At 46.2% G+C, this 12,724-nt stretch carries 14 protein-coding genes; 3 read left to right on the top strand and 11 right to left on the bottom strand.

Annotated elements, in window-relative coordinates:
- The first annotated feature begins 68 nt into the window (after nucleotides 1-68).
- Genes rpmB through ONT19_RS05335 form a run of 3 tightly spaced genes read left to right on the top strand, consistent with a single transcriptional unit; the run spans nucleotide 69 to nucleotide 728 of the window.
- Entirely contained in the window at nucleotides 69-332 is a 264-nt protein-coding gene (gene rpmB / locus ONT19_RS05345) for a 50S ribosomal protein L28 (protein WP_006849044.1), read from the top strand.
- Nucleotides 333-337: 5 nt separating this feature from the next.
- Entirely contained in the window at nucleotides 338-526 is a 189-nt protein-coding gene (gene rpmG / locus ONT19_RS05340; protein ID WP_006849045.1) for a 50S ribosomal protein L33, read from the top strand.
- A 43-nt stretch (nucleotides 527-569) separates the two neighbouring features.
- Nucleotides 570-728 carry a DUF4295 domain-containing protein gene (locus tag ONT19_RS05335; protein ID WP_006849046.1) on the top strand — a complete coding sequence of 53 codons (159 nt, stop codon included), beginning with the start codon at nucleotides 570-572 and terminating at the stop codon, nucleotides 726-728.
- Nucleotides 729-933: 205 nt separating this feature from the next.
- Here ONT19_RS05335 and hrpB read toward each other — a convergent pair whose 3' ends face one another.
- The 11 genes from hrpB to ONT19_RS05280 form a co-directional block, all read right to left on the bottom strand.
- Entirely contained in the window at nucleotides 934-3,510 is a 2,577-nt protein-coding gene (gene hrpB / locus ONT19_RS05330; protein ID WP_264952995.1) for an ATP-dependent helicase HrpB, read from the bottom strand.
- 32 nt (nucleotides 3,511-3,542) lie between these two features.
- Nucleotides 3,543-4,316 (bottom strand): hypothetical protein, encoded by a 774-nt coding sequence (locus tag ONT19_RS05325; protein WP_234564493.1) that lies wholly within the window; start codon nucleotides 4,314-4,316, stop codon nucleotides 3,543-3,545.
- A gap of 63 nt (nucleotides 4,317-4,379) precedes the next feature.
- Nucleotides 4,380-5,522: a glycosyltransferase family 2 protein gene (locus ONT19_RS05320; RefSeq protein ID WP_217756359.1), complete on the bottom strand. Its 1,143-nt coding sequence runs from the start codon at nucleotides 5,520-5,522 to the stop codon at nucleotides 4,380-4,382.
- A 75-nt stretch (nucleotides 5,523-5,597) separates the two neighbouring features.
- Nucleotides 5,598-6,755, bottom strand: a complete 1,158-nt coding sequence (gene lysA / locus ONT19_RS05315) for a diaminopimelate decarboxylase (protein WP_006846457.1) — start codon at nucleotides 6,753-6,755, stop codon at nucleotides 5,598-5,600.
- Between the two features lie 115 nt (nucleotides 6,756-6,870).
- Nucleotides 6,871-8,193 carry an aspartate kinase gene (locus tag ONT19_RS05310; RefSeq protein WP_117586361.1) on the bottom strand — a complete coding sequence of 441 codons (1,323 nt, stop codon included), beginning with the start codon at nucleotides 8,191-8,193 and terminating at the stop codon, nucleotides 6,871-6,873.
- A gap of 27 nt (nucleotides 8,194-8,220) precedes the next feature.
- A complete protein-coding gene (locus ONT19_RS05305; protein ID WP_022121797.1) occupies nucleotides 8,221-8,937 on the bottom strand; it encodes a cell division ATP-binding protein FtsE in 717 nt (238 codons plus the stop codon).
- 31 nt (nucleotides 8,938-8,968) lie between these two features.
- The gene (hisIE, locus tag ONT19_RS05300; protein ID WP_117728361.1) at nucleotides 8,969-9,616 is read right to left on the bottom strand and encodes a bifunctional phosphoribosyl-AMP cyclohydrolase/phosphoribosyl-ATP diphosphatase HisIE; all 648 of its coding nucleotides are present in this window, start codon (nucleotides 9,614-9,616) and stop codon (nucleotides 8,969-8,971) included.
- A 44-nt stretch (nucleotides 9,617-9,660) separates the two neighbouring features.
- Entirely contained in the window at nucleotides 9,661-10,440 is a 780-nt protein-coding gene (hisF, locus tag ONT19_RS05295) for an imidazole glycerol phosphate synthase subunit HisF (protein ID WP_118140298.1), read from the bottom strand.
- A 60-nt stretch (nucleotides 10,441-10,500) separates the two neighbouring features.
- The gene (gene hisA, locus ONT19_RS05290) at nucleotides 10,501-11,217 is read right to left on the bottom strand and encodes a 1-(5-phosphoribosyl)-5-[(5-phosphoribosylamino)methylideneamino]imidazole-4-carboxamide isomerase (RefSeq protein ID WP_264952996.1); all 717 of its coding nucleotides are present in this window, start codon (nucleotides 11,215-11,217) and stop codon (nucleotides 10,501-10,503) included.
- Between the two features lie 16 nt (nucleotides 11,218-11,233).
- Nucleotides 11,234-11,872 (bottom strand): imidazole glycerol phosphate synthase subunit HisH, encoded by a 639-nt coding sequence (gene hisH / locus ONT19_RS05285; protein ID WP_264952997.1) that lies wholly within the window; start codon nucleotides 11,870-11,872, stop codon nucleotides 11,234-11,236.
- A 229-nt stretch (nucleotides 11,873-12,101) separates the two neighbouring features.
- Nucleotides 12,102-12,638, bottom strand: a complete 537-nt coding sequence (locus ONT19_RS05280) for an FHA domain-containing protein (RefSeq protein WP_006846465.1) — start codon at nucleotides 12,636-12,638, stop codon at nucleotides 12,102-12,104.
- Nucleotides 12,639-12,724 lie beyond the last annotated feature (86 nt).

The following is a 12,724-nucleotide window of genomic DNA, read 5'->3' as shown; positions in this document are numbered from 1 at the left end:
TTATTTTGTAATTTTGCACTCTGTTTGGAATAGGTATCAATTAACGAATTACAAAATTAAAGATAGAAATGTCTAAGATTTGTCAAATTACAGGTAAGAAGGCACAGTTAGGTTGCAATGTGTCTCACTCAAAGCACCGTACAAAGAGAAGCTTTGATGTTAACCTCTTCAGCAAGAAATTCTACTATGTAGAAGAGGGTTGCTGGATCAGCCTCAAGATCAGTGCTGCTGGTCTTCGTCTTATTAATAAGGTAGGTCTCGATGCTGCTTTGAATCAGGCAGTAAAGAAGGGCTACGTAGATTGGAAGGACATTAAAGTTATAGGAGAATAAATATCATGGCAAAGAAAGCAAAAGGTAATAGAGTACAGGTTATCCTCGAGTGCACTGAACACAAGAACAGTGGTATGCCAGGTACAAGCCGTTACGTGACTACAAAGAATCGTAAGAACACTCCTGAGCGTCTTGAGTTGATGAAGTACAACCCAATCCTTAAGAAGATGACTCTTCACAAGGAGATTAAGTAAGCTTAGCTTACAAGTTTAATAATTTTATCAATTTAAATAGACTATGGCAAAGAAAGCGGTCGCTACCCTCCACGAAGGTAACATGGATGGTCGCGCATATACAAAGGTTATCAAGATGGTTAAGAGCCCTAAGACTGGTGCATACGTTTTCGATGAGAAGATGGTACCAAACGAGGCTGTTAAGGATTTCTTCAAGGATTAATTTCCTTGCAGATGATGCATCGTTGAATTAAGATTACATCAAAATTCAAATATAAAGATAAAGGTCGCTCCCCAGATAGGGGAGCGACCTTTTTTTCTTCTTTTTCTTTTCTAAGGTCAAGAAAACAGCTTTTGGCCTTTTACAATACTATTTGAAGCTTCTTTCATCGTCTCTTACGAATCTTCTTAGCGTTTGCTTCCTCTTATCATCGTTTGACACCTCTTACGGCCTGACTCTCTAACGGATTCTCCGGCCAGAAATGCTTAGGGTAACGGCGCTTCAGTTCCTTGCGGACTTCGAAATAAGTGCCTTGCCAAAAACTTGCGAGATCCTGAGTAAGCTGAACGGGCTTGAAACCGGGAGATAACAACTCAAGCAGAAGAGGCTGTTTGCCAGCATCGACAGTTGGTGTTGATGTCATTCCGAAACACTCCTGAAGCCGCACACTCAGAACCGGGGCTTCGGCCCCCAAGCGATAATCGATGCGGATGTTGCTGCCCGATGGTACACGGATGTGGGTGGGAGCAAGGCGGTCTATCTCCTGCTGAAGCTCGTAAGGAAGGATGTTCCAAAGGATTTCGCACAGGTTGAGTTTCTTCAGCTCAGTAACAGAAGTCTTCATCTTACCACCTTCTTCGAGATAGAAAGGGAGCCACGCTTGGGCTGTTGTCAGGAGATGCTCTGTTGACAGGTCGGGAATCTCCAGTTCCGGATGCCACTCAGCTACTTGCGCCACGCGTTGTTGCAGACGATGAACCGATTCGTTCCAATCGAACATGCTGAGTCCGTCTTTTCTGGCAGCTTCGCAGATAATGTCTGAAACTGTCTCTCGGCTGGCATTCTGTATCGGCTTGCTGTCTATGACGAGTGCTCCTATCCGTGTTTCCTGTTGCATCTTTACTGCCAGCGCTTTGCTGTCCCATGAAATATTCTCGCAGGTTTGTGCCGGCAAGTTCTTCCAGTTGACGGGGGCTGAGAGAAATACCCTTCCTTTCCGCCCCTGCCTAGAACTGGATGATGAGGTTGAAGATAGGTTGAGTGATGCGATGGCAAGCCATTCGTTTGCTGCCATGCTGTCGCACGGGTCTATGAAAATCGTGTTGCCATTCGACATCTTGAAGTTGCCCGCATGGTCGGTGGCATGGGCGATGCGCTCAGGGTAGGCTAGGGCGATGAGATGGCCCACTTCCTCAGCATCAATTGGCTCGTTGTCTTCCCTGATACGCAGCATCTTCCTGTATTCCTGGGCAATCTGAGCGATACGGTTCCAACGTCCCAGATTCTTCTTGCAGCGTGCGGAACGTAGGATAGAAAGGCGGAGCGTCATGTCAGAATCTTCATTTTCGCCCATCGGGTCTTTCTCTTCCAGCAGAGCAGCAATGTCGCAGGCCAGGGCTTGGCTCGCCGGAGAATCGCTGCTGATCATCATCTTGGCAATGCGCGGATGACAAGGAAGTTGAGCCATTCTGCTGCCTTCTGCGGTGATGCTGCCACTGAGAGCGTGAGTATCATGATCAGGAGTGAGGGCGTTGAGCGACATAAGAAGTTGCTGTGCCAATACGAGGTTGCCCTTGGGAGGAAGGGTGAGCCAAGGCAGCAGTTCCGGTTTGTTTTCGCCGAAAGCTGCAATGTCGAGAACCATCGAAGAGAGATCTGCATCCAGTATTTCGGGCAGCCGCTGTTCTGGCATCAGATGTTCCGAGGTCTGTGTCCAAAGCCGGTAACATACGCCTGATGTTATTCTGCCCGCACGTCCCCTTCGTTGCACAGCCATGTCCTGGCTGATGCGAACGGTTTCGAGATGACTCAAGCCTGTACGGGCATCATAAACCAGTTTTCGGCAGAGTCCGGAATCCACAACGATTCGTACCCCTTCGATGGTGAGAGAAGTTTCGGCGATAGGAGTGGCCAGTACGATTTTTCGTTCACCCGGTTTGGAAGGAGCGATGGCGAGCCGCTGCTTTTCAGGCGAGAGGTTACCGTAGAGTGGATAGATTTCCGTTGAAGATAAGGCAGAACGAAGCAGTTCTTCGCATTTCATGATTTCTCCCTGTCCCGGCAGAAAGGCAAGAATGTCACCTTCCTGGTTTCTGAAAGCCTGACAGATAGTGGCTGCCATTTCCTGCGCTACCTGATATCTGTCGATGTCGTGGTCTGCATAAATGGTTTCTATCGGAAACATTCTGCCTTTACTCTCGATAAGCGGAGCCTGAAGTGCCTGGCAGATGATAGAAGCATCGATTGTTGCTGACATGATAATGAGCTTCAGGTCGGGGCGGATGATTTCCTGTGTTTGCCGGGCCAGCGCTAACGCCAGATCGGAATTGATGCTGCGCTCATGAAACTCATCAAAGATGAGGCACGAAACGCCTTCGAGTGTAGCATCATTGACCAGCATTCGGGTGAGAATGCCCTCAGTAAGGACTTCGATGCGTGTATCATCCGAAACCTTGCTTTCGAATCTTACCCGATAGCCGATGGTTTTGCCCACGGGTTCTCCCAGAATCTGTGCCATCCGTTCGGCAATCTGGCGAGCAGCCAGACGACGCGGTTCGAGCATCAGAATCTTACCCTGACTTTTAAGATGATCATGGATGAAACCTTCCAATGCCTGATCACTCATGCCCCGCAGAATGGTGAGCGGGAGAAGGGTAGATTTACCGGCTCCAGGAGGAGCTGTAATAACAAGGTTAGCCGACTCCATCAATGCTTCATTGACAGAGTCGGCTATCTGGTAAGCTGGCAGATGACCAGCCTGCTGTTCTATTCTATCTAAGTTCATTTCTTCTTATTTCGCAAACTTCAGAATCTTTTTTATTTCACAAATTTCAGAATCTCTTTACTCTTTCTGCCCTTTTTGGCAGGAATCGGCATGAAGCCTTCTGTGAGTCCTGTTTTATCTGTCATGGTCTGGAAAACGGAGGCGGCATAGGAAGAGAGTTTCTTCTCTGCCAGTTCTTGCTTGATAGCATCCTCATCATAATCATCAGCATAGAGGAGTGTGTGTAAATCGTCAAGATATTTTTGCGGAATGTTCTGATGCGGCATGCGGCTTTTTATCTGCATGATCTGTGCGATGATTGCCTGTTTGGTTTGGGCAGCGATGGCTTCTGCCTTTTGCTGCTCGAAGACTGCCAGCGTCTCCTCATCCGTCTCCTGCCAGTTTTGCATCATGGCTTCAGTGTTGGTAAGATGACTGTAGCCTGCATAGCGAATCAGGGCGATGCGCTTGTTCCAACCTTTCTTTTCCAGATAGTTTTTCTCCATAGGGGTAGTAGCTACTATGAGGTTGGCTTTGGCGTACATGGCTTTCTGATACATAGACTGTTGCAGTGAACGCTTCAAGTAAGGGTTCTTGCAGTTTCTCTCAGAAATATCACCTAGTGGACAAACGATGTAGGGAATGTCCATCTGCCTTGCTTTCTTGGCTATCTGGGCTCCCTGCCATGTCCATGCTCCTATAATCAACACAATGTCGGCATCAACCAGGTTGTTGGTGATGTCGAGCTGTTTATTCAAGGCTTCGATGTATGGAAGATACATCTTCAGCAACTTCTTATGGTTGGAAATGAACAAATATACTTTCATCGTTCTGTCGGTTATTTTTAACTGTTATTATTCAGATAGACTGTTACTTCCTTTTTACCCTGTTTAGAGTTTATGAGAAGTGAAATCGTTTTTGTCAGCCCGCCAATAGCGCAATTTGGTAGCCAGATTTCTCCAGATAATTCCATATTCGAAGAATGGCAGTTTGAACATCGCTATTCCGTCATCAAAGTGTTTGATGGCCTTGTTGGCTATCAGCATTCTCACGATGAACAGCAGGAGGAAACTGAAACCTGCGCATCCTGTAAGAATCCAATTCTTCATGAGGATAGAGTAGGCTGCAACGGCCAGTGTTGCTATCAGGCTGAGATGTGGCATGAGATGGTCAAAGAACATGAGGGTTCGCATGGAACCGGCTCTTTCCAAACTCTTGCGTGAAGCTTGCAGATAGAGGTGGGCATTGTGCCAGCTCTTGTTCGATGGTGCTTCGCGGATGAGCCATGCATCGCAATCCAGTTCTGTAGCTGTATCTCCACAATGTGCATACTTGTTGACGAGAAAATCGTATTCGCCGCGAACATATTCCAGGTTGCCCTGATAGCCCTGTTCCTTCATGAAATCGCTCTTGCGGAACGCTACGTTTGGCATGTGACTGCGATAGCCGTAGGTCTGTTGGGCACGGCGCAAAACATAGTAAGCCTTGCGGATGCTGTCGAAACGGCGTACGCTCTTGGTTTCCTCATCAAGGGCTACATATCCCAATACCAGATGGTTTGGGTCCTGGCATTGACGGACCATGGTTTGCAGCCACTTGTCGTTGCTTGGGCGGCAATTAGGTTCTGTCAGAATAATCCATTCATGTTTGGCTGCCTTCACACCCAGTGTAATCTGCAATTTCTTGCGGCTCATGTAGCGTGAACTCTCAGGAATATAAGTATAATACAGATGAGGGTTCTCGGCTGCTGTTCGCTTCAGAAAATCCTGCGTCTCGCCATCTGTACTCTGGCAGACTACGATTACCTGATAGTCGGCAGCGTACTGCTGACGCAGGAACATAGGGAGATTCCTCTCCAATTCAGCAAGATTATCGTGTGCGGTAATGAGTATACTGACAGGAGGTTGATTCTCTGCCGTTTCTGTCTTTTGAAAGCGCAACGAGCGCAGAAATGGATTTATCAGCGATCCGAGAACCGCCAATAAAACCACCACTGCGCCTGCTATTATAGTAGTTGTACTAATGATCATCATATTCTTTTTCTCGTAATATAGAAAGCTAGAGAAAGGAGAATCCTATAAACTCTTAACTTTTAACTTTCAGCTATATTAAAAGTCTTCTGTAATATACCCCTTTGGCAACTGGCGACAGTTATACTGGCTCGCCATGATCTCACCATAGGCTCCGGCTGAGCGGAGGGCGATGAGGTCGCCGCGATGGGCTTTGTTGATGTCGACAGCCTTGCCGAAGACATCGCTTGATTCGCAGATAGGACCTACTACGTCGTAAGTTTCTACAGGTTCATCGCTTGAGATGTTCTCAATCTTATGGTAAGCCTGATAGAGTGCTGGACGGATGAGGTCGGTCATTCCTGCATCCACAATGGCAAACTGCTTGGCTGTGCCCTGCTTGATGTAGAGTGTCTTGGTGATGAGAGAACCCATCTGACCCACTACGGCGCGGCCCAACTCGAAGTGAAGCTTCTGACCATCGCGCAACTTCAGTTTCTTTGCGTATGTATCGAAATAATCCTTGAAATTAGGGATTGGCTGTCGGTTTGGATGATTATAGTCAATGCCCAATCCACCGCCCACATTGATGTTCTTCACAACGATGTGATGCGCTTCAAGTTGGTTCTGAAGTTCGTTGATACGGTTGCAGAGTGCCTCGAAATCACCCATATCGAGAATCTGGCTTCCGATGTGGAAGTGCAGTCCGAGGAACTGGATGTTCTTCATCTTGGCAGCCTCTTCGATTACGGCTTCCATGTCGCGCATGGCAATTCCGAACTTGTTTTCTGCCAGACCTGTTGTGATGTTAGCGTGCGTATGGGCACCGACATCCGGATTGATGCGGAAACAAACCTGCGCAATCTTATTCTGTTTTTCAGCCAGCTCGTTGATGATTTCCAACTCCGGAATACTCTCTACATTGAAGCAGAAGATGCCTTTCTCCAATCCGAGGTTGATTTCCCAATCGCTTTTGCCTACACCAGCGTAAACAATCTTACTGGCAGGGAAACCGGCTTTGATGGCTGCCTGAATCTCTCCTCCGCTCACACAGTCGGCTCCTAAACCAGCCTGACAGATGATATTGAGCACCTTAGGGTTGGCATTTGCCTTTACGGCATAGTGCACTTCAAATCCCTCGTGCTTGCCAGCCTCTTCATTGATGGTTTTCAATGTCTGGCGCAACACATTGGTGTCGTAATAGTAGAACGGAGTCTGTATCTCCTGAAACTTATCTATCGGAAATGTACCTTTCATTTCACTTAATCTTAAATTAATACCTTATTATAGTTAAATCAGAATATCCAACGAAGAGTGGATAGGAAGCATTACATACGAATTCTTCACTCTTCACTCTTCGTTTTCATTTGCATTACTTCTTCTCGAACAATACGTTGCTCAAGTTCTGCAATGCCTGCTTCTTATCTTTCTCTCTGATGAGGAATGAGATGTTGTAGTTAGAACCACCGTAAGAAATCATGCGTACAGGAATGTTCTTCATCGCATCGGTAGCGATGGTCTCGAAGCCAACGTTGCTCCAGTCCAAATCACCTACAACGCAGATGATGCACATATCAGAATCTACAGTTACTGTACCATATTTCTTCAGCTCGTTTACGATGTCGTTAAGATGAGAATCATTATCAATACTCATGCTGACACCCACCTCAGAAGTGGCAATCATATCAATTGGAGTCTGATAGCTCTCGAAGATTTCGAATACCTTGCGTAGGAAACCTGTAGCGAGCAACATGCGGCTACTCTTGATCTTGATGGCTGTGATGTTGTCCTTGGCAGCAACAGCCTTGATCTTGCCGCGTACGATGACATTGTCGATGATTGTACCGTCGGCCTTAGGATCCATGGTGTTCTTCAAGCGTACAGGGATGCCTGCATACTTTGCTGGCTGAACACAGGTAGGGTGGAGAATCTTGGCACCGAAGTAAGCCAACTCTGCAGCCTCCTCGAAGTTCAACTGGCGGACAGCTTCAGTGTGCTCTACGACACGAGGGTCGTTGTTGTGCATTCCGTCGATATCGGTCCAGATCTGAATTTCGTCAGCTGGGAGAGCTGCACCGATAAGAGATGCGGTGTAGTCGCTACCGCCACGCTGCAGATTGTCAACCTCGCCGTATGCGTTGCGGCAGATGAATCCCTGAGTGATGTAAATCTGATAGCCCTGGTTCTGCTCCATGATAGCAGCCAACTTCTCCTTGATGTACTGAGGATCCGGCTCTGCGTTCTTGTCAGTGCGCATAAAGTCTAATGCGCTGAGCAATACGGCCTTTACACCCTGTTCCTTCAAGTAGTTTACAACCATGTTGGTGCTCATCATCTCGCCCTGAGCCACGATGCTCTTCTCCTCGAAAGAAGTGAAGAGGTCTTTGGTGAATGAGCGGAGATAGTTGAATTCGCCCTGCAAGAACTCACGAGTCGTATTTTTCATCTCCTCGGTAGAGTAGAGTTCTTCTACATGCTGCATGTATTTTTTCTCCAAGTTGTTGATTACCTCGTTGGCGCCCTCTGGATTCTTCTTGTAAAGATAGTCAGAAATCTCAACGAGAGAGTTTGTTGTACCGCTCATCGCAGACAATACGATGAAAGTTGGTTCACCTGATTCTGTAACCAAAGAGGCTACTCCCTTCATGCGCTCTGGTGAGCCTACAGAAGTACCTCCGAATTTCATTACCTTCATAGTCGTAATTTTATTTAATTATTTCACTTAATTATCTTCTCCATCCTCTGTGAGGTCGATGTGGTTGTACTCGTTGGTTACGTCGTAGAGCACACCTTCCTTACAGCGGTAAACGATGCCTGGGAATTTGTCGAGCATCGGGATGTTATGGGTTGTCATCACAACAGCTGTGCCTTGTTTGGTGATGTCTTTCAGCAGACTCACGATGTTGCTGGCTGTCTCTGGGTCGAGATTGCCTGTAGGCTCATCGGCGATGATGATTTTTGGATTATTGAGAATGGCGCGGGCGATGGCTACACGCTGCTGTTCACCACCTGAGAGCTCATGAGGCATCTTGTCGATTTTATCAATCATGCCTACTTCGTTGAGCACCTCTTCGATACGCTTTTCTCTGTCTTTTTTGTTTTTCCAGCCTGTTGCCTTGAGTACGAATTCAAAGTTCTTGCGAACGGTGCGGTCGTGTAGCAGCTGGAAATCCTGAAAGATGATTCCCAATTCCTTGCGCAGAGCCGGAATCTCCTTTCGTCTGATAGTTTTGAGGTCTCTGCCGAGGATTTCAGCCTTCTCGGTTTCGCCTTCTACAAGGTCTAGTTCGCAATAAAGTGTCTTTAATAGCGAACTTTTACCAGAGCCGACTTTTCCAATAAGGTAGGCGAATTCGCCTTCGTCAATATGGAAATTGATGTTCTGGAGCACGCACTTATCGGCCTGATATATGCTGACGTTCTGATAATCTATTAACATCTTCTATTTTTTTCTCCTTAATGTTGGTTTGTTATTTCATTTCGCCCTTGCTCTTGGCAACGCGGCGTTTCTTATCCCATTCCGGGTCGTGACGCATCTGAAGTTCTTTCACAACATCTTCTATTCTCAAGCCCTTGCTTGTGAGCAGTACGATGAGGTGATAGAGAAGGTCTGAACTCTCGTAAACGAGTTTCTCGTTGTTGCCGTTTGTGGCTTCGATAATGGTTTCAACAGCTTCTTCTCCAACCTTTTGTGCCATTTTGTTAACGCCTTTCTTGAAGAGGCTGGTAGTGTAGCTTCCCTCTGGCATTTCTTCGTGGCGCTTGTTGATGAAGTCCTGAAGCTCTGAGAGGAAGAGGATTGGGTTGAGTGTATTCTCTTCTGCCCAGCAGGTGTCTGTACCTTTGTGGCAGGTTGGACCATCAGGGTGAACCTTAACCAGCAAGGTATCGTTATCGCAGTCGTTCTGAATGCTAACGAGATTCAGGAAGTTGCCTGATGTTTCACCTTTTGTCCAGAGGCAGTTGCGTGAACGGCTCCAGAATGTAACCTTTTTGGTTGCTATTGTCTTATCGTATGCTTCCTGGTTCATGAAACCAAGCATCAAGACGTTCTTTGTAACTGCGTCTTGGATGATGGCAGGAACCAGTCCGCCTAATTTTTCGAAATCTATTTCCATTTTATCTTGTTTTTATTTTCTTACATTATTATATTCCCCGTGTTCTATATTCTCACGTTGATTCCTTCTTCTCTCAGATATTTCTTGAGGTCAGGAATGGCAATCTCGCCAAAGTGGAACACGCTGGCTGCCAGTGCAGCATCTGCCTTGCCTTGGGTGAAAGCATCGCGGAAATGCTCCATCTTTCCAGCACCTCCTGAGGCGATGATAGGAATGCTTACTTCTTCAGCAAGACGGGCGAGGGCCTCGTTTGCGAATCCCTGTTTCACACCGTCATGATCCATACTGGTAAAGAGAATTTCACCGGCACCCCGGTCGGCTACTTCCTTAGCCCAGTCAAACAATCCTAGTTCCACCCGTTCTCTTCCGCCTTTTACATAACAGTGCCAGCCGTCAGAATCAAGACGTGCATCAATGGCGCATACGCAAACCTGTGAGCCATAATGGTTGGCAATTTCATCGATGAGCTCCGGATGTCGGATGGCAGCACTGTTGATGCTAACCTTGTCAGCTCCGGCGTTGAGCAGGCGGTCAACATCTTTGAGTTCATTGATTCCACCTCCCACAGTAAATGGGATATTGATTTCGGCAGCCACACGGGTTACCATATCCGTAAAGGTTTTGCGCTCTTCGAAACTCGCTGTAATATCGAGGAATACGAGCTCATCGGCTCCAGCATCGCTATAAGCTTTTCCCAGTTCTACCGGGTCACCAGCGCTGCGAAGGTTTACGAAATTGGTTCCCTTTACCGTCTCGCCGTTCTTAACATCAAGACAAGGAACGATTCGTTTAGCTAATCCTTTGTTACTTTGAACTTTGACCATTGAACTTTGAACTTTATGATTACTTAACTCCTAACTATAAACTTTTTGACTGTCAACTATTTAACTATTAACTAGTTTCTTAACATCGATTTTCCCTTCGTAGAAAGCTTTTCCAAATACTACGGCAGGAATTCCTGCAGTTTCCAATGCTTCGATGTCTTCGTTGCAACTCACTCCGCCTGAGGCGATAAGATGCAGTTGAGGATAGGCAGCCATTACTTCTTTGTAGAGTTCTATGGCAGGTCCCTGCAGCGTTCCGTCTTTGCTGATTTCTGTACAGAGAACATAGCGTACTCCTTTATCGATGTACTTTTTCAGGAAAGGAAGGAGATCTTCAGAAGAATCTTCTTTCCATCCGTTGATAGAAATCTTACCGTTTCTTACGTCGGCTCCCAGAATCAGGCGGTCGGCTCCATACTTGTCCAGCCATTGCATGAAGAGTTCAGGATTGGTGACGGCAATACTGCCCACTGTAACCATGCTTGCTCCCGCAGCAAAAGCTTTCTCAATATCTTCTTCGGTCTTGATTCCGCCACCGAAATCAACCACGAGAGAGGTTTCTGTGGTAATGGCCTTCAACACCGCATCATTTACGATGTGCTTTGACTTGGCTCCATCGAGGTCTACTACATGAAGGCGTTTGAAGCCCATCTGCTCAAACAGTTTTGCAACCTCGGCAGGATTGTCATTGTATACCTTCTTCTGGTCGTAATCGCCTTTTGTAAGACGAACACACTGGCCATTTATCAAGTCGATAGCTGGAATTAATTCTATCATATTAGTATTTCCTCTTTTATTTTATCTCTAAAAAGTTCTTTAAAATCTGTTCTCCCACTTTTCCGCTCTTTTCCGGATGGAACTGGCAGGTATAGAAATTGTCTTTGTGGAGCGATGCGCTATAAGGAAGAATGTATTCTGCCTTGGCAATGGTCTCCTCGCAGAGTGGCACATAATAACTATGTACGAAATAGGAGTAGGGATGAAGCAGCGCATCAGCGGTAGACTTGTCTGAGTCAGAATCCACTCTGTTTCCGAACCCCTTATAAAGGTCAGTCTTCAAATCATAGATTTCATTCCAGCCCATAGCAGGCACCTTGTCTTCGTGTTTCTGAGGCTGGAATCGCTTTACATCTACATCAAAGATTCCGATGCAATCTACGTCACCTTCTTCCGAATGGCGGCACAAGAGTTGCTGTCCTACACAAATGCCCAGGACGGGTTGCTTCAAGTTCTTGATTACTTGATCAAGCTGATGAGCCTTCAGATATTCCATTGCTTCTCTTGCCTGGCCTTGTCCTGGGAAGAGAACGCGGTCTGCCTTCTGGAGCATTTCTGCATCATCTGTAAGTACAGGTTCGATGCCTAAACGCTTCATGGCGTTGACTACGGAATAGATATTTCCGGCATTATATTTTACGATTGCTACATCCATAACCTAACGTAATTCATTTCTATTTCTTATTTTTCGATGCAAAGGTACACATTTTCTTTTAATTTAAAGAAAATAAAAGCAAAAAGATTACGAAATATAGTAGATTTCTTTCAGAAAGTTAGAAATATGGCGTGTTTTTACGTTTTCGTTAAGTGAAAAAGGAGCAATTGGATGTAAACCAACATCTAATTGCTCCTTTTGAAGTGTTTATTTTGATAATCGAAACTTCTTAGTTTTCTTCTTCACTGTCTGCTGTGCGGAGAATGATAGAAGTTGCTCCAATGGTGAACAGGGTTCCGTCTTCGATAACGCGGCGTTCTCTGTCGCCCAGAATCTCATTGTCAACGAAAGTTCCTGTATAACTTGGTCCATCGCGGAGTACATACTTCAACTTGCCTTTCTTGTCGCGGCTAACGTTGATTACGCAATGGTTCATGTCAACGCTTGGGTCTACGGTTTCGATAGGGCAGTTGATTCCGCTGTTCTTCATGTAGCGGCCGATGATGTTGTCGCCTAACTGCAGCGGGATGACCTGTTTGTAAGCGAATACGTTCTCGATGACAACGATAGAACCGTATCCCTTCTCGTTGGCATTCTCGTCAAGTTTTTCCTCCTTGCGGGTTTCGCGGAGCTTGGAAACTCCCATTCGGATACCAAACTGCTTATTGCAATTAGGGCAAACGAAAACGAGACTCTGACCTGCCTGATACTTGGTCTCATCGAAGGTGATAAAATTATCGCATTTAGGACAACGTACTCTTTTCATATTCTTTTTCTTACTTTTCTGTCTTTATTATAATAATGTGTTGTAGAAGTTTCCGATACTCCTTGCTCTTTGTTCTAGCTAAAAGC

The organism is Segatella copri (assembly GCF_026015625.1).
Taxonomy (GTDB): domain Bacteria; phylum Bacteroidota; class Bacteroidia; order Bacteroidales; family Bacteroidaceae; genus Prevotella; species Prevotella copri_H.
The sequence above is the reverse complement of the archived record's forward strand: the minus strand, read 5'-3'. Positions and strand labels throughout refer to the sequence as shown.